A 16,677-nucleotide genomic window follows, 5' to 3' on the forward strand; every position below is an offset into this window, starting at 1 on the left:
TGCGCCCGGAGGCGCGTCGTTAGCGGGGAGGGTGAGCTGATTGCTGGCGGGCCGAGACTATCGCGTCCCGGGGACTAGAGCGTGAAGCCCCGGTCGTCGGGGCCGACCGGCGCCGGCAGCTGGGTCGTGCCCTCGAGGTAGCGGTCGACCTCGGCCGCGACGGAGCGGCCCTCCGCGATCGCCCAGACGATCAGGGACTGGCCGCGCCCGGCGTCGCCGGCCACGAAGACGCCGGGGACGGTGGTCTCGAAGGCGTCGCCGCGCGCGACGTTGCCGCGCTCGGTGAAGGGGACGTCGAGCTGGCGGCCGAGGTGGTCCGCCTCCGGGCCGGTGAAGCCGAGGGCGAGCAGGACCAGGTCGGCCGGGATCTCGCGCTCGGTGCCCGCCTTGGGGACGCGGCGCCCGTCGAGGTACTCGGTCTCGGCCACGCGCACCGCGCGGACCTCGCCGCCCTCGTTCGCGAGGAACTCCACGGTCGACGCGAGGAACATCCGCTCCCCGCCCTCCTCGTGGGCGCTCGAGACCTCGAACACGGTCGGGTCCATCGGCCAGGGCTGGCTGTCCGGGCGCTGTGACGGCGGCTGCTGCCCGATCGCCAGGTTCGTGACCGACGCGGCCTTCTGGCGGTGGGCGGTGCCGATGCAGTCCGCTCCGGTGTCGCCTCCGCCCAGGACGACGACGTGCTTGCCCTCGGCCGAGATCTGCTCGAAGACGCGGTCGCCCGCGATCGCGCGGTTCGACTGCACGAGGTACTCCATGGCGAAGTGCACGCCGTCGAGGTCGCGCCCCGGGATCGGCAGGTCGCGCGGCACGAGAGCGCCGGTGGCGACCACGACCGCGTCGTAGCGCGCCCGCAGGTCGTCCCAGGTGATGTCGGAGCCGATGTCGACGCCCGCGCGGAACCGGGTGCCCTCGGCCTTCATCTGGTTCAGGCGGAGCTCGAGGTGCTTCTTCTCCATCTTGAAGTCCGGGATCCCGTAGCGCAGGAGGCCGCCGATGCGGTCGTCGCGCTCGTAGACCGCGACGGTGTGCCCGGCGCGGGTGAGCTGCTGAGCGGCGGCGAGCCCCGCCGGGCCGGATCCGACGACCGCGACGGTCTTGCCGGTCAGGCGCTCCGGCGGGTGCGGCTGCACCCAGTCGTTGCCGAAGGCCTGATCGATGATCGAGACCTCGATCTGCTTGATCGTGACGGCGGGCTGATTGATGCCGAGCACGCAGGACGACTCGCACGGCGCCGGGCAGAGCCGGCCCGTGAACTCCGGGAAGTTGTTCGTCGCGTGCAGGCGCTCGATCGCCTGGCGGCCCTCGCCGCGCCACATCAGATCGTTCCACTCGGGGATCAGGTTCCCCAGCGGGCAGCCCTTGTGGCAGAACGGGATGCCGCAGTCCATGCAGCGGCCCGCCTGCCGGCGCAGCACGGCGGAGTCGCCCTGCTCGTAGACCTCTTTCCAGTCCATCAGGCGGACGGACACGGGACGCCGCTTGGGCAGCTCCCGGTCCTGCACCTTCAGGAACCCCTTGGGATCAGCCACCGGTCACCTCCAGAATCCGTCCCCAGACGACGTCGCCGTCGGGGTCGAGCCCCTCCTCCACAGCGGATGCGCGCGTCGCGAGCACCGCGGCGAAGTCGCGGGGCAGTACCTTGACGAAACGCGAGACCGTTCCGTCGAAATCGTCGAGCATCCCCTGGGCCAGGGTCGACTCGGTCTCCGCGACGTGCCGCTCGAGCAGGTCGCGAAGGATCTCCACGTCGGCGCTGCCGAGCTCGGAGAGGGTCAGCTCGCCGGAGGCGATCGCGTCGCGGTTCACGAGCTCGCGGCGCAGGCCGTGGATGTAGGCCGTGCCGCCCGACATGCCGGCGCCGAGGTTCCGCCCGGTCTCGCCGAGGATCACCGCCAGGCCGCCGGTCATGTACTCGAGCGCGTGGTCGCCCACTCCCTCGACCACCGCGGTGGCGCCGGAGTTGCGGACCAGGAAGCGCTCGCCGACCATCCCGCGGATGAACATCGTGCCCTGGGTCGCCCCGTAGCCGATCACATTGCCCGCGATCACGTTCGTCGAGGCGTCGAAGGTGCTGCGGCGGTCCGGCCGCACCACGATCTGGCCGCCCGAGAGGCCCTTGCCGACGTAGTCGTTGGAGTCGCCCTCGAGCCGCAGCGTGATGCCGGCGGGGAGGAACGCTCCGAGCGACTGCCCGGCCGAGCCGCGGAGCGATACGACGATGGAGTCGGCCGGCAGGCCGTTCTCGCCGAAGCGGACGGTGACCTCGTGGCCGAGCATGGTGCCGACGGCGCGCTCGGTGTTCTTGATCTCGCGCTCGATCCGCACGGTGCCGCGGTGGTCGAGCACGTTCGCCGCGAGGCGGATCAGCTCGTTGTCGAAGTGGTGCTCGAGCTCGTGCTCCTGCGCGCGGCCGTGGCGGCGCGGCTCCTCCGCCGTGAAGACCGGTCCGACGAGGATCGGCGTCAGGTCGAGCCCGCTCGCCTTCCAGTGCTCGATCGCCTGGTCGACGTCGAGCAGCTCGCGGTGTCCGACGATCTCGTCGACGCTCCGGAAGCCGAGCTGCGCGAGGTACTCGCGCACCTCCTGGGCGATGAACTCGAAGAAGTTGACGACGAACTCCGGCTTTCCGGAGAACCGCTGGCGCAGCTCCGGGTTCTGCGTCGCGACGCCCACCGGGCAGGTGTCGAGGTGGCAGACGCGCATCATGATGCAGCCCTCGACGATCAGCGGGGCCGTCGCGAAGCCGAACTCCTCGGCCCCGAGCAGCGCGCCGATGACGACGTCGCGACCGGTCTTCATCTGGCCGTCGACCTGCACGACCACGCGATCGCGCATGCCGTTGAGCATCAGCGTCTGCTGGGTCTCGGCCAGGCCGAGCTCCCAGGGCGTGCCCGCGTGCTTGAGCGAGTTCACCGGGCTCGCGCCGGTGCCGCCGTCGTGACCCGAGACGAGGATCACGTCGGCGAGGGCCTTCGCGGTGCCGGCGGCGACCGCTCCGATGCCCGACTGGCTGACCAGCTTCGCGTGGATGCGCGCCGACGGGTTCGCCCGCTTGAGGTCGAAGATCAGCTGCTTCAGGTCCTCGATCGAGTAGATGTCGTGGTGCGGCGGCGGCGAGATCAGGCCGACACCGGCGGTCGCGTGCCGGGTGCGCGCGATCCACGGGTACACCTTCGTCGGCGGCAGCTGACCGCCCTCGCCGGGCTTGGCGCCCTGGGCGAGCTTGATCTGGATGTCGTCGGCGTGGGTGAGGTACATGCTCGTGACGCCGAAGCGGCCCGAGGCGACCTGCTTGATCGCGGAGCGGCGCTCCGGGTCGAGCAGCCGCTCGGTGTCCTCGCCGCCCTCGCCCGTGTTCGACTTGGCGCCGAGGCGGTTCATCGCGATGGCGAGCGTCTCGTGCGCCTCCGGCGAGATGGAGCCGTAGCTCATCGCGCCCGTCGAGAAGCGCTTCACGATCGCCTCGACCGGCTCGACCTCGTCGATCGGGATCGGCGTGCGCCCCGCGGTGTCGAGCTTGAACATGCCGCGGAGGGTCATCAGCGAGCTCGCCTGGTCGTCGACCATCTTCGTGTACTCGCGGAAGACGTCGTAGCGGCGGTTGCGCGTCGAGTGCTGCAGGCGGAACACCGTGTCCGGGTTGAACAGGTGCGGGGCGCCGTCGCGGCGCCACTGGTACTCGCCGCCGACCGCCAGGCGCTCATGCGCGACGATCGCGCCGTCCTCGGGATAGGCGGCGCGGTGACGCGCGGCGTTCTCCTCGGCGACGACGTCGATGCCGATGCCGCCGAGCTTCGAGACGGTGCCGGTGAAGTACTGGTCGACGAACGCCTGGCTGAGGCCGACGGCCTCGAAGGTCTGCGCCCCGGCGTAGCTCGACACGGTGGAGATGCCCATCTTGGACATGATCTTCAGCACGCCCTTGCCGAGCGCCTTGATCACGTTCTTCACGGCCTTCTCCGGCGAGACGTCCGACAGCATGCCGCTGCGGACGAGGTCCTCGCAGGTCTCCATCGCCAGGTACGGGTTGACCGCGGAGGCGCCGTAGCCGATGAGCGTCGCCACGTGGTGCACCTCGCGGACGTCGCCCGCCTCGACCACGAGCCCCACTCGCATCCGGTTCTCGGTGCGGATGAGGTGGTGGTGCACGGCGGCGAGCATCAGCAGCGACGGGATCGGCGCGAGGTCCTTGGTGGAGTCGCGGTCCGACAGCACCAGGAACTGCGCTCCCGCGGCGATGGCCTCGTCGGCCTCGTCGCACATCTCGTCGATGCGGTCCTGCATCGCGCGGGGTCCAGCGTCGACGCGGTACAGGCCGCGGATCGTCGTGGTGATGTGGCTCAGCGGGCGCGGCGCGATGTGCTGGATCTTCGCGAGCTCGTCGTTGTCGATGACCGGGAAGTCGAGGACGACCTGGCGCGCGTGCTCGGCACCGGCGGTCAGCAGGTTGCGCTCGGGGCCGAGGCCCAGGCGGAGCGAGGTCACGACCTCCTCGCGGATCGAGTCCAGCGGCGGGTTCGTCACCTGCGCGAAGGCCTGCGTGAAGTAGTCGAAGAGCAGGCGGGGGCGCTTGGACAGGACGGCCACGGGGGTGTCCGAGCCCATCGCTCCGAGCGGCTCCGCACCGGCGCGCGCCATCGGCAGCAGGAGGAGGCGGACCTCCTCCTCGGTGTAGCCGAAGGTGCGCTGGCGGCGGTTGACCGAGGCGGGCGTGTGCACGATGTGCTCGCGCTCGGGGAGGTCCTTGAGGTTGATGCGGCCCTTCTCGAGCCACTCCTCGAACGGACCGGAGGCGGCGAGCTGCCCCTTGATCTCCTCGTCCTCGACGATGCGGCCCTGCTCGGTGTCGACCAGGAACATGCGGCCGGGCTGCAGGCGTCCCTTGCGGACCACCTTCGCGGGGTCGATGTCGAGCACGCCGATCTCGCTGGCGAGCACCACGAGCCCGTCGTCGGTGACGACGTAGCGGCCGGGGCGGAGCCCGTTGCGGTCGAGGGTGGCGCCGACGAGCTCGCCGTCGGTGAAGACGATCGCGGCCGGGCCGTCCCACGGCTCCATGAGCATCGAGTGGTACTCGTAGAACGCGCGGCGCTTCGGGTCGAGCGCGCCGTCCTGGTTCTCCCAGGCCTCCGGCACCATCATCATGACCGCGTGCGGGAGCGACCGGCCGGCCAGATTGAGCAGCTCGACGGTCTCGTCGAACGAGGCGGAGTCGCTGCGGCCGGGCGAGACGATCGGGAACAGCGGGGCCAGGTCGCCCAGGTCGCGGCTCTTCAGCTGCGACTGGCGCGCGCGCATCCAGTTGCGGTTGCCCTGCACCGTGTTGATCTCGCCGTTGTGCGCGATCATCCGGAACGGCTGAGCGAGCGGCCACGAGGGGAAGGTGTTGGTGGAGTACCGGGAGTGCACCAGCGCGAGCTTCGACGCGAAGCGCTCGTCGGACAGGTCCGGGTAGAACGGCTCCAGCTGGAGCGTCGTCACCATGCCCTTGTAGACGAGCGTGCGGCTCGAGAGCGACATGAAGTAGACCTCGAGCTCGCGCTCGACGCGCTTGCGCAGGCGGAAGGTCAGACGGTCGAGGCGCACGGAGGAGAGGGGCGTGCCGCTCTCGTCGGTCAGCTCGCTCCGGATGAACAGCTGCTCGATCGCCGGCATGGCGGCCCGGGCGAGCGTGCCGATCTCGTCGGGCTGCACGGGCACGGAGCGCCAGCCGACCACGGCGAGGTTCTCCTCGCGGGCGATGTCGGCGATCGTCGACTTGACCCGCTCGCGCTCGAACACGTCCACCGGGAGGAAGGCGTTGCCCACCGCGTACTGGCCCAGCGGCGGGAGCTCGAAGGGAGCGACCGCGCGGAGGAACTCGTCCGGGATCTGCGTGATGATCCCCGCGCCGTCGCCCGTTCCCGCGTCGGAGCCGACGGCGCCGCGGTGCTCGAGGTTGCGCAGCGCGTTCAGCGCGGCGTCGATGATGTCGTGGCCGGCGGTGCCGCGCATGGTGGCGACCATCGCGAGACCGCACGCGTCCTTCTCGGCGGCCGGGTCGTACATCCCCTGCGCCGGCGGCATGCCCAGGAAGGGCACGGCGCGGGCCGGGGTCGAGGGCTGGGCGGAGGCCATGGGAACCGTCCTCACGGGGGTGATGGCTGATCGGGACGTCGCTGGCCCGCGGTGGTGGAGGAGGAGCGGCTCCCCGATCGGGAGGGCCGCAGGGTTCTGCCGTGGCGCGAGCGTCGCGCGCCACCGGCGGTGCCTGCACGACGACCCGCCCGCGGCAGCGCTCGTGGCTGCGCCGCGATGGGGCGGTCGTGGAGGTGTCGGGCACCCGGGAGGCGGTCGCGGAGGCTCCGCGACCTCCGTCAGGTGCGGGAGACCGTCGGCTTCTCGGCGTCGGTGCCGGAAGCAGGGGTGGTGGAGTCGTCGGAGTCGGACTCGACGTCCTCGAATTCTACCGCAGCCGGGGCGGGCGTCCACTCGCGACCCGGCCGGTAGGCCGAGGGCTCGGCGCCCGGGTGCTCGCGCTTCTGGATCACCACGAGGACCAGGCCGATGACCACGGCGATGAGCGCGGCCCAGACATTGGTGCGGATGCCCCAGAAGAACTCGCTCGGGTCGATCCGGATGGACTCGAACCAGACGCGGCCGATCCCGTACCAGATCAGGTAGGCGGCGAAGACGGTGCCCCACTGCAGCTTGAGACGGCGCTCGAGCAGGAGGATGACCGCGATGCCGACGACGTTCCAGAGGATCTCGTAGAGGAAGGTCGGGTGGAAGAGCGTGCCCGCCGGGAGGCCGACGGGGAAGGCAGGGTTGGTGGTCTCGATCTCGAGGCCCCAGGGCAGGGTCGTGGGCAGGCCGAAGAGCTCGTGGTTGAACCAGTTGCCCAGGCGCCCGAGCGCCTGCGCGGCGAGCATGCCGGGGGCGAGGGCGTCGGCGAAGGTCCAGAACCGCACTCCTGTCCAGCGGCAGCCGATGAACGCGCCGACCGCGCCTCCGATCAGCCCGCCGAAGATGGCGTTGCCGCCGTTCCAGATGCGGACGACCTCCCACGGGTCGGCGCCGTCGTAGAAGTAGTCGCCGGGGTGGGTGAGCACGTGGTAGGCGCGGGCGCCGACGATGCCGAGCGGCACGGCCCAGATGATGATGTCGAGCACGACCCACGGCTCCGCGCCGCGGCGCTTGAGGCGCTGGTTCGTCATGATCGTCGCCACGATGATCCCCGCGAGGATGCAGAGCGCGTAGGTGTGGATCGCGAGCGTGAAGGTGCCGATCGTGAGGTCGTACTGACTCCACGCGTCGGGGGGGCTCGGAATGCTCAGCGGTACGGACACCGGTACTCGACCTTTCGAAGGAGGGGGTCCCCCGGGCACGGCTCGGCCGCGCCCCGGTGGGCATCCCGATTGTAGCGGGAGGGTGTCAGCGCGCGGAGCGCAGGCGGGTGCCCTCGGCGAGGCCGCGGGAGGTCTCGGCGACCGCGTCGACCCCGCCGGACGCCAGCGCCCGCACCAGGGCGGATCCGACGATGGCGCCGTCCGCGTAGGCGAGGATCTCGGCGACCTGCTCGCCGGTCGAGATGCCCAGGCCGACGCACGCGCTCTCGGAGCCGGCGGCGCGGAGGCGGTCGACCAGGGTGCGGGCCGCGGAGTCGACATCGGTGCGCGCGCCGGTGATGCCCATCGTCGAGACCGCGTAGACGAATCCACGGCTCGAGTCGACGGCCTGGCGCAGGCGCGTGTCCGTCGAGGACGGCGCCGCGAGGAACACGCGGTCGAGTCCGAGCCGCTCGGAGACGGCGAGCCACTCGGCGCCCTCGTCCGGGATCAGGTCGGGCGTGATGAGGCCGGACCCGCCGGCCTCGGCCAGATCGGTGGCGAAGCGCTCGACCCCGTACTGCAGGACGGGGTTGTAGTAGGTCATCACCAGGACCGGCACGTCGACGCGCGCCCGGATCTCGCGGACGGCCTCGAAGCCGTGGCGGAGGCGGAAGCCGCCCGCGATGGCGGCCTGGGTCGCCTCCTGGATGACGGGTCCGTCCATCACCGGATCGGAGTAGGGCAGACCGAGCTCGATCGCGTCGACGCCGTTCTCGGCCATGGCCACGGCGGCGTCGATGCTGGTCGGCAGGTCGGGGAAGCCGACGGGGAGGTAGCCGATCAGGGCGCCCGCCGCCTCCTCGTTCCGGCGCCGGACGGTCTCGGCGACGCTCGGTCCGCGGCCGCTCACGACTGCACCGCGCCCTGGTCCATGAGGCCGAAGTAGTGCGCAGCGGTCGTCATGTCCTTGTCGCCGCGGCCCGAGAGGTTGACCAGGATGGTGGCCTCGGGGCCGAGCTCGCGCCCGAGCTCCAGCGTGCCGGCCAGCGCGTGCGCGGACTCGATCGCCGGGATGATCCCCTCGGTGCGGCTGAGCAGCATGAGCGCGTCCATCGCGGCCGAGTCGGTGACCGCGCGGTAGTCGGCGCGGCCGATGCTCGAGAGCCACGCGTGCTCCGGGCCGATGCCCGGGTAGTCGAGGCCGGCCGAGATCGAGTGCGACTCGACGGTCTGGCCGTCCTCGTCCTGGAGGAGGAAGCTCCGGGCGCCGTGCAGGACGCCGGGGCGGCCCTTGCTGATGGTCGCCGCGTGGCGGGGGGTCTCGATCCCGTCGCCGCCGGCCTCGAAGCCGACGAGGCGGACCTCGGGGTCGTCGAGGAAGGCGTGGAAGATCCCCATCGCGTTGGAGCCGCCGCCGACGCAGGCGGTGACCGCGGTGGGCAGCGAGCCGGTCAGCTCGAGGACCTGCTCGCGCGCCTCCTCGCCGATGATCTTCTGGAAGTCGCGGACGAGGGCCGGGAACGGGTGCGGGCCCGCGACGGTGCCGAAGATGTAGTTCGTGGTGCCTACGTTCGTCACCCAGTCGCGCATCGCGTCGTTGATCGCGTCCTTGAGGGTGCGCGAGCCGGTCGTCACGGGGATCACCTCGGCGCCGAGCAGGCGCATGCGGGCGACGTTGAGGGCCTGGCGCTCGGTGTCGACCTCGCCCATGTAGACCACGCAGTCGAGGCCGAACAGGGCGGCGGCCGTGGCGGTCGCGACGCCGTGCTGGCCCGCTCCCGTCTCGGCGATGACGCGGGTCTTGCCGATCCGCTTGGTGAGCAGCGCCTGGCCCAGCACGTTGTTGATCTTGTGCGAGCCGGTGTGGTTGAGGTCCTCGCGCTTGAGGATGATCCGTGCTCCGCCGGCGTGCTCGGCGAACCGCGGCACCTCGGTGATGATCGACGGACGGCCGGTGTAGCTGCGGTGCAGCTCCATCAGCTCGGCCGCGAACGCGGGATCGACCTTCGTGCGCTCGTACTCGGCGCTCAGCTCGTCGAGGGCCTCGACGAGGGACTCGGGGACGTAGCGTCCGCCGAACTCGCCGAAGTAGGGGCCGAGTTCATCCCGGAGTGCCATGGGGGTACCGCCTATCGGAGTGGTCAGTGCGCCAGGAAGCCGGCGAGGGTGGAGACGGGGTCGCCGCCGGTGACGAGAGCCTCGCCCACGAGGACGACGTCGGCTCCGGAGCCGCGGTAGTGCGCGACGTCGTCGGAGGTGAGGACGGCCGACTCGGCCACCTTCACCGCGTCGTCGGGGAAGCGCTCGGAGAGGCGGCCGAAGAGGTCGCGGTCGAGCTGGAAGGTGGAGAGGTCGCGGGCGTTCACGCCGATGAGCCGCGCGCCGAGGTCGGCGGCCCGCTCGAGCTCGTCGGCCGAGTGCGTCTCGACGAGCGGGGTCATCCCCAGCTCGAGGACGAGGGCGTGCAGCTCGGCGAGCAGGGGCTGCTCGAGCGCGGCGACGATGAGGAGGACCAGGTCGGCTCCGGCCGCGCGGGCCTCGAGGACCTGGTACGGCTCGGCGACGAAGTCCTTGCGCAGGACGGGGATCGACACGCGCTCGCGGACCGCCTCGAGGTCCGCGAGGGACCCCTTGAAGCGGCGCTCCTCGGTGAGGACGCTGATCGCGCTCGCTCCCCCGAGCTCGTACTGTCCGGCCAGCTCGGCGGGGACGGGGATGTCGGCGAGGGCTCCGCGCGACGGGCTGGCGCGCTTCACCTCGGCGATGATCCTGACGCGCTCGGCGGGGGCCAGAGCGGCCAGGGCGTCGAGGGCGGGCGCCTGGGCGAGCGCGCGGCGCTCGACGGCTTCGAGCGGGGCGCTCTCGCGGCGCCGGGCCGCGTCGGCCAGGGCGCCGGCGGTGAGGTCGGCGAGCACCTAGGCGCGCGCCTTCGGGTTCGCCTTCGCGCCGTTGACGCCGTAGCCCGCCTTGGCCATGCCCATGCCCACGAGCAGACCCACCACGACCAGGCCGGCCGAGAGCCAGACCACCAGGGGCACGTCGAACCAGAACGCGATCGTGCCGATCGTGAATCCGACCAGCATGATGACGACGGCCGTCCACGCTGCGGGCGAGTGGCCGTGGTTGTCGTCGTCGTGCTCGGTGCTCATGGGTCTCCTCCTGGGGGTGCATCGGGACCAGAGCAGTCTAGCGTGAGGCGCCTGAGCGCCCGGCCCCGGACTCGCCTGCGCAGCCGCCTGCAGGAGGCGGGGATGCCGGACCGCCGGACACGTCCCCAGCCGGTGTCAGCGGCCCGAGGTGGGGTCGTCGCCGCGCGAGAGCTCGTCCCACGAGATGACCGGGTCGATGTCGCCGTCGTCCGTCTGCACGGTCGACGCGCCGTGGCCGTGGCCGTCGGCGGGCTCGAAGCGGGACGCGCGCTTCCGCGCCGCTCCCGGCCAGCGGCGCGAGGTCGCGAGGACGCCGATCCCGAGCAGCGCGGTGAGCACGCCGCAGACCAGGGCGACGACGGGCCAGGCCGTCGCGGAGGACGAGGCCACGAGCGCCGCGACGGACTGCTCCCCCGCGATGGCGGTCGCCTCGGTGACGAGCGAAGCGCCGGCGCGCACGGGGTCGCCCAGTGCCGTCGCGGCCGCGAGCACCACCGAGGCGCCGAGGACGGCCTGGAGCACACCGAGCACGATCCGGAAGACGGGGCCGGCGATGGCGAGGGCCGCGGCGAGGGCTAGGCCCGCGAGCGCCAGGGCGGAGAGCGCGGGCGCGGCGACGGTCCCGGCCACGTCGATCCGCTGGCCCTCCCCCTCGATCGCGGCCAGGGTCAGCGTGGACCAGGTCTGGGTGGAGGAGGTCAGCTCGAGCGCGGCGAGCAGCACGACCCCGAGGATCGCCGTGTACTTCAGCCGCCGTCCGCTCATGCTCACTCCGCCGGACCGAGGCCGGTGAACGGCACGAGGGGGTCGACGTCGAAGCAGGCGCGCTCGCCCGTGTGGCAGGCTGCGCCGATCTGCTCGACCTGGACCAGCAGAGTGTCGGCGTCGCAGTCGAGGGCGGCACCCCGCACGTACTGCGCGTGCCCGGACGTGTCGCCCTTGCGCCAGTACTCCTGGCGCGAGCGCGACCAGAAGGTGACGCGGCCCTCGGTGAGGGTCCGCCGGAGCGCCTCGCGGTCCATCCAGCCCATCATGAGCACCTCGCGGGTGTCGTGCTGCTGGATGATCGCGGGCAGGAGCCCGGTCGGATCGAAGGCGGCGCGGTCCAGGACGGCGTCGAGCTCGGCGGGGGTCATCGGATCTCGATCCCGGAGGCGGCGAGCGCGCGCTTGACGTCGCCGATCGTCAGCTCGCGGTTGTGGAAGACGGAGGCGGCGAGCACGGCGTCGGCTCCCGCGTCGACGGCCGGAGCGAAGTGCTCGACGGCGCCGGCGCCTCCGGAGGCGATGACCGGCACGGAGCTCAGCTCGCGCATCGCGGCGATCAGCTCGAGGTCGAAGCCCTGCTTGGTGCCGTCTGCGTCGATGGAGTTGACCAGCAGCTCCCCGGCGCCGCGCTCGACGGCCTCGGCCGCCCAGGCCAGGGCGTCGAGCTCGGTCTCGCGGCGTCCGCCGTGAGTGGTGACGACGAAGCCGGACGCCGTGGCGTCGCTCCGCTTGACGTCGAGCGAGAGCACGAGCACCTGCGCGCCGAAGACGTCGGCGATCTCGCCGAGGAGCTCGGGCCGGGCGATCGCGGCGGAGTTGACGCCCACCTTGTCGGCGCCGTGCGCGAGCAGTCGCGAGACGTCCTCGGCGCTGCGCACGCCTCCGCCGACCGTGAGCGGGATGAAGACCTGCTCGGCGGTCGCCCGCACCACGTCGTAGGTGGTCGAGCGGTCGTCGACCGTGGCGGTGACGTCGAGGAAGGTCAGCTCGTCGGCGCCCTGCTCGAAGTAGAGGCGGGCGAGCTCGACGGGGTCGCCCGCATCGCGCAGGTTCCGGAAGTTGACGCCCTTCACGACGCGGCCGGCGGCGACGTCGAGGCAGGGGATGACGCGGACGGCGAGACTCATCGGCTCCCCCTCTACAGGCGCGCGGCGTGGATGGACGTGACCAGGATCGCGCGGGCGCCCAGGTCGTACAGGCGGTCCATCACCTGGTTCATGTCCGAGCGCGGCACCATCACGCGGACGGCCACCCACTCGGCGTCGTGCAGCGGCGAGACCGTCGGCGACTCGAAGCCCGGGGCGATCGCCGTGGCGCTCTCCAGGAGCGCGACGGGGCAGTCGTAGTCGAGCAGCACGTACTCGCGGGCGACCAGCACGCCCTGCAGGCGGCGCAGCAGCACCGGGATGCCCTCGGGCTCCCCCGCGGCGGAGACCAGGACGGCGGTCGAGTCCAGGATGACCGGGCCGAAGATCTCGAGGCCGGCCTTGCGGAGCGTGGTGCCGGTCTCGACGACATCGGCGATGACGTCGGCGACGCCGAGCTGGATCGCGGACTCGACCGCGCCGTCGAGGCGGATCAGCGTCACCTCGACGCCGTGCTCCCGGAGGAAGCGGCCCACGAGGCCCGGGTAGCTGGTCGCCACGCGGAGGCCGTCGATCTGCGCGAGCTCGTCGTAGCGGCCGGCGGGCCCGGCGAAGCGGAAGGTGGAGTTGGCGAAGCCGAGGCTCGCGATCTCGCGCGCCTCGGAGCCGGAGTCGATCAGGAGGTCGCGGCCGGTGACTCCGACGTCGAGAGCGCCGGAGCCGACGTAGGTGGCGATGTCGCGCGGGCGCAGGTAGAAGAACTCCACCCCGTTGCGCTCGTCGACGACGTGCAGCTCCTTCGGGTCGCGGCGGCCGGTGTAGCCGGCCTCCGCGAGCATCTGACCGGCGGTCTCCGAGAGGGAGCCCTTGTTGGGGACGGCGACGCGCAGGAGCGCCGGGGCGGGGGTGGTGGTCACGGGACGTCCTTCATGACTCGACGGCTGTTCAGGGGGCGGCACGGCTCCTCGGGGAGCGTGCGGGCGCGACGGCGCGGAGCGGAGGCGCACCCCGGCGAGCGGGGCGGGGCTCACAGATGCCGGTAGACGTCGGCCGTCGTCAGTCCCTTGGCGAGCATGAGCACCTGCAGGTGGTAGAGCAGCTGCGAGATCTCCTCGGCGGTGCGCTCGTCGCCCTCGTACTCGGCGGCCATCCACACCTCGGCTGCCTCCTCGACGATCTTCTTGCCGATGAAGTGCACGCCGGCGTCGAGCTCGCGGACGGTGCCCGAACCCTCGGGACGGGCGGCGGCCTTCTCGCCCAGCTCAGCGAAGAGGTCGTCGAAAGTTTTCACCGGGGAAGTCTATACGGCGGCCGGGCGCGGGACGCCTCAGTGCCGGTGCAGGTGAGCGGTCGCCGTCTCGCGCAGCGACGCGATCGCGGCCTCCGGGTCGTCCGCGCCGAAGACCGCGGAGCCCGCGACGAAGGTGTCGGCTCCCGCCTCCGCTGCGATCTCGATCGTGCCGGGAGCGATCCCGCCGTCGACCTGGAGCCAGACGTCGAGCCCGGTGCGGTCCACCACGTTCCGGAGGGTGCGCAGCTTGGGCATCGTCTCCTCCATGAAGGACTGGCCCCCGAAGCCGGGCTCGACCGTCATCACGAGGACCTGGTCGAACTCGGGCAGGAGGTCGAGGTAGTCGTCCACCATCGTGCCCGGCTTGAGCGCGATCCCCGCCCGCGAGCCGATCCCGCGCAGGCGCCGCGCGAGTGCCACGGCGTCGCGCGCGGCCTCGGCGTGGAAGGTCACGGAGTAGGCGCCGGTCTCGGCGTAGTCGGGGGCCCACCGGTCGGGGTCGTCGATCATCAGGTGCAGGTCGAGCGGCCGGGGCGAGACGTCCTGGAGGCGCTGGACCATGGTCAGCCCGAAGGTGAGGTTCGGCACGAAGTGGTTGTCCATCACGTCGACGTGCACGAGGTCGGCTCCGGCGATGCGCTGCAGCTCGGCCTCGAAGTTCACGAAGTCGGCGGAGAGGATGCTGGGGTTGATCCGTGCGGGCATGCGTCCAGCCTAGATCGGAGCGTCCTCCGCGTCCGCCCGGCCGAGCGCGTTCCCGCTCCGGAGGGTTCAGGCGTCTCCGGACGCCGCCTCGAGGGGCCGGCGGCGGAGGAGCTGGACGAACATGGCGTCGGTGCCGTGCCGGTGCGGCCAGAGCTGCACGTGGAGGGGGCCGTCCGGCAGCGGTAGCGGGGCCGCCGTCACCGCGCGCAGCACGGCCGGCGTGTCGACGAGCTCGAGCTCGTGCAGCTCCTGCGCGAGGGCGAGCACGCGCCGGGTCTCGCCGAGGTGCGGCGAGCAGGTCACGTAGGCCAGCAGACCGTCGGGAGCGAGAGCCCTCACCGCGGAGTCGAGCAGCTCGCCCTGGAGTGCGGCCAGCGGCTCCACGTCGGCCGCGGACTTGCGCCAGCGCGCCTCCGGCCGCCGCCGCAGCGCACCGAGACCGGTGCACGGCGCGTCGAGGAGGATGCGGTCGAACGATCCCGGCTGCTCGTCGCCCAGGTCGCGCCCGTCGCCGGTGCGCACCTCGACCGACGGGTCGACGGCGGCCAGCGCCTGCCGCACCAGGCCCGCGCGGCCCGGGACCACCTCGTTGGCGAGCAGCGCCGCCCCTCCTGCGCGCGCCTCCGCCGCGAGCAGCGCCGCCTTGCCGCCGGGTCCCGCGCACAGGTCGAGCCAGCGCTCGCCCGGGCGGACCGGCCGTGCCCGGGAGAGCGCCAGAGCGGCGAGCTGGGAGCCCTCGTCCTGCACGCGCACGCGGCCCTCGTGCACCGCGGGGAACGCCTCCGGGTCGCCGCCGGTGCTGGTCATGCCGACCGGCGAGAACCGGTCGGGTTCGGCGTCGGCGATCTCGCCGGGAGACGCCAGGCCCGGCAGAGCCACCAGGTTCACGCGCGGAGCCGCGTTGTCGGCGGCGAGCAGCGCGTCGAGCTCGTCGGCCGCCCCCTCCGCCGCCAGCGCCCGTCGCAGGGCGCGCACGATCCACACGGGGTGGGAGCTCAGCGCGGCGATCCGGTCGTCCCCGGAGACCGCGGCCGCGGAGACCCGCTCGCGCCACTCGCCGGCGCTCGAGCGCGAGACCGCGCGCAGCACGGCGTTGGCGAAGGCCACCGCTCCCCGCGAGGAGCCGGCCGCGACGAGCGCGACGCTCTCGTTCACCGCGGCGTGCGGGGCCACACGGGTCGCGAGCAGCTGGTGCACGCCCAGGCGCAGCGCGTCGAGCACGGGCGCATCGATGCTCTCGACGGACCGGCCGGCCGCCAGGGCGATCACGCGGTCGTAGTAGCCGGACATCCGCAGGGTGCCGTAGCAGAGCTCGGTGGCCAGTCCCGCGTCGGCGGGCGAGAGGCCGGCGGCGCTGATCCGCGCGGGCAGGACCAGGTTGGCGTAGGCGTCCGAACCGCTCACCGCGAGCAGGACGTCGTAGGCGACCCGGCGGGCGGGAGCGGCCTCGCGCCGGGCGCTCACGCGAGCACCGTGCTCTCGCGCAGGCCGCGGGCCCACGCGGCGCCGGCCATCGGGGTCCTGCCGGCGGGCTGGACGGTGACCAGCTCCACCGCTCCGTCCGCGGTGCCGACGAGGGCGCGCCCCGAGTCGAGGCGGACGACGCCGGGAGCGAGGTCCCCCTCGGCCGCGCGGACCGCGAGCACCTTGAGGCGCGCGTCGCCCACCGCGGTCGAGGCTCCGGGCTCGGGAGTCGTTCCGCGCACGAGCGCGAGGACCCGCGCGGTCGGGAGGCTCCAGTCGATCCGGCCGTCGGCGGCGTCGAGCTTGGGAGCGGGGGTCGCCTCTCCGGTCTGCGGAGTCGCGACGGCCGTGCCCTCCTCCAGCGCGTCGACCACGCCGAGGGTGAGGCCGGCGCCGCTCCCGGCCAGCTCCGTCAGCAGCTCGCCCGCGGTGCGCTCCCCCGCGTCGACGGCGAGCTCGGCGTACACGTCACCGGCGTCGAGCTCGGCGACCAGCTGGAAGACGCTCGCGCCGATCCGCGTGTCGCCCGCCATCAGCGCCCGCTGGACGGGAGCCGCCCCGCGCCAGCGCGGCAGCAGGGAGAAGTGCAGGTTGATCCAGCCCAGGCGCGGCACCGCCAGCAGGCGCTGCCGGACGAGGCCGCCGTAGGCCACGATCACGCCGAGGTCGGGGGCGAGCTCCGCGATCCGGTCGGTCACGTCCTCGTCGAGGCGGTTCGCCCGGATCACCGGGATCCCCAGCTCCTCGGCCGCGACGGCGACCGGCGAGGGGGTGAGCACGCGCTTGCGGCCCACCGGGGCGTCCTCCCGGGTGACCACGGCCACGACCTCGTGCGCGGAGGCGGCGAGGTCGCGGAGGGTCGGAACGGCAGCGGCGGGCGTGCCGGCGAAGACGAGGCGCACG

The 16,677-nt window shown here is 72.7% G+C and carries 15 protein-coding genes; all 15 read right to left on the reverse strand.

The window, feature by feature from the left end:
• Window positions 1-74 precede the first annotated feature (74 nt).
• Complete coding sequence (locus C5C25_RS08995) at window positions 75-1,532, reverse strand: glutamate synthase subunit beta (RefSeq protein ID WP_104232655.1); 1,458 nt, start codon at window positions 1,530-1,532, stop codon at window positions 75-77.
• Window positions 1,525-6,120: a glutamate synthase large subunit gene (gene gltB, locus C5C25_RS09000; RefSeq protein ID WP_104250377.1), complete on the reverse strand. Its 4,596-nt coding sequence runs from the start codon at window positions 6,118-6,120 to the stop codon at window positions 1,525-1,527. Before gltB ends, C5C25_RS08995 begins: the two co-directional genes overlap by 8 nt.
• A gap of 239 nt (window positions 6,121-6,359) precedes the next feature.
• Window positions 6,360-7,331, reverse strand: a complete 972-nt coding sequence (gene lgt / locus C5C25_RS09005; RefSeq protein ID WP_258069377.1) for a prolipoprotein diacylglyceryl transferase — start codon at window positions 7,329-7,331, stop codon at window positions 6,360-6,362.
• Window positions 7,332-7,416: 85 nt separating this feature from the next.
• A complete protein-coding gene (gene trpA / locus C5C25_RS09010; protein ID WP_104232657.1) occupies window positions 7,417-8,223 on the reverse strand; it encodes a tryptophan synthase subunit alpha in 807 nt (268 codons plus the stop codon).
• On the reverse strand, window positions 8,220-9,431 hold the full coding sequence (gene trpB / locus C5C25_RS09015) for a tryptophan synthase subunit beta (RefSeq protein WP_104225310.1): 1,212 nt from the start codon (window positions 9,429-9,431) through the stop codon (window positions 8,220-8,222). The genes trpA and trpB overlap by 4 nt, the downstream gene beginning before the upstream one ends.
• Before the next feature lie 23 nt (window positions 9,432-9,454).
• Window positions 9,455-10,228: an indole-3-glycerol phosphate synthase TrpC gene (trpC, locus tag C5C25_RS09020; protein ID WP_104250378.1), complete on the reverse strand. Its 774-nt coding sequence runs from the start codon at window positions 10,226-10,228 to the stop codon at window positions 9,455-9,457.
• Window positions 10,229-10,462 carry a DUF6704 family protein gene (locus C5C25_RS09025; protein ID WP_104221860.1) on the reverse strand — a complete coding sequence of 78 codons (234 nt, stop codon included), beginning with the start codon at window positions 10,460-10,462 and terminating at the stop codon, window positions 10,229-10,231. It lies immediately after the preceding gene.
• Between the two features lie 135 nt (window positions 10,463-10,597).
• Window positions 10,598-11,227, reverse strand: a complete 630-nt coding sequence (locus C5C25_RS09030) for a Trp biosynthesis-associated membrane protein (RefSeq protein WP_104250379.1) — start codon at window positions 11,225-11,227, stop codon at window positions 10,598-10,600.
• A gap of 2 nt (window positions 11,228-11,229) precedes the next feature.
• Window positions 11,230-11,598: a phosphoribosyl-AMP cyclohydrolase gene (gene hisI / locus C5C25_RS09035; protein ID WP_104250380.1), complete on the reverse strand. Its 369-nt coding sequence runs from the start codon at window positions 11,596-11,598 to the stop codon at window positions 11,230-11,232.
• A complete protein-coding gene (gene hisF, locus C5C25_RS09040) occupies window positions 11,595-12,356 on the reverse strand; it encodes an imidazole glycerol phosphate synthase subunit HisF (protein WP_104250381.1) in 762 nt (253 codons plus the stop codon). Before hisF ends, hisI begins: the two co-directional genes overlap by 4 nt.
• An 11-nt stretch (window positions 12,357-12,367) precedes the next feature.
• The gene (hisG, locus tag C5C25_RS09045; protein WP_104221851.1) at window positions 12,368-13,231 is read right to left on the reverse strand and encodes an ATP phosphoribosyltransferase; all 864 of its coding nucleotides are present in this window, start codon (window positions 13,229-13,231) and stop codon (window positions 12,368-12,370) included.
• 110 nt (window positions 13,232-13,341) lie between these two features.
• Window positions 13,342-13,605, reverse strand: a complete 264-nt coding sequence (locus C5C25_RS09050; protein WP_055791842.1) for a phosphoribosyl-ATP diphosphatase — start codon at window positions 13,603-13,605, stop codon at window positions 13,342-13,344.
• 36 nt (window positions 13,606-13,641) lie between these two features.
• Window positions 13,642-14,310: a ribulose-phosphate 3-epimerase gene (rpe, locus tag C5C25_RS09055; protein WP_104250382.1), complete on the reverse strand. Its 669-nt coding sequence runs from the start codon at window positions 14,308-14,310 to the stop codon at window positions 13,642-13,644.
• Window positions 14,311-14,376: 66 nt separating this feature from the next.
• Window positions 14,377-15,774 carry an RsmB/NOP family class I SAM-dependent RNA methyltransferase gene (locus C5C25_RS09060; protein WP_104250383.1) on the reverse strand — a complete coding sequence of 466 codons (1,398 nt, stop codon included), beginning with the start codon at window positions 15,772-15,774 and terminating at the stop codon, window positions 14,377-14,379.
• Entirely contained in the window at window positions 15,771-16,676 is a 906-nt protein-coding gene (locus C5C25_RS09065; RefSeq protein WP_104250384.1) for a methionyl-tRNA formyltransferase, read from the reverse strand. Before C5C25_RS09065 ends, C5C25_RS09060 begins: the two co-directional genes overlap by 4 nt.
• Window position 16,677: the final 1 nt, after the last annotated feature.

Origin of the sequence: Rathayibacter sp. AY2B9 (assembly GCF_002931595.1) — a bacterium.
GTDB lineage: Bacteria > Actinomycetota > Actinomycetes > Actinomycetales > Microbacteriaceae > Rathayibacter.

Excerpts from the sequence above, each read along its gene's own strand:
- C5C25_RS09025 (WP_104221860.1), bottom strand. The coding sequence starts at position 10,462 with ATGAGCACCGAGCACGACGACGACAACCACGGCCACTCGCCCGCAGCG.
- C5C25_RS09030 (WP_104250379.1), bottom strand. The coding sequence starts at position 11,227 with ATGAGCGGACGGCGGCTGAAGTACACGGCGATCCTCGGGGTCGTGCTG.
- hisI (WP_104250380.1), bottom strand. The coding sequence starts at position 11,598 with ATGACCCCCGCCGAGCTCGACGCCGTCCTGGACCGCGCCGCCTTCGAT.
- trpB (WP_104225310.1), bottom strand. The coding sequence starts at position 9,431 with ATGGCACTCCGGGATGAACTCGGCCCCTACTTCGGCGAGTTCGGCGGA.
- rpe (WP_104250382.1), bottom strand. The coding sequence starts at position 14,310 with ATGCCCGCACGGATCAACCCCAGCATCCTCTCCGCCGACTTCGTGAAC.
- hisF (WP_104250381.1), bottom strand. The coding sequence starts at position 12,356 with ATGAGTCTCGCCGTCCGCGTCATCCCCTGCCTCGACGTCGCCGCCGGC.
- gltB (WP_104250377.1), bottom strand. The coding sequence starts at position 6,120 with ATGGCCTCCGCCCAGCCCTCGACCCCGGCCCGCGCCGTGCCCTTCCTG.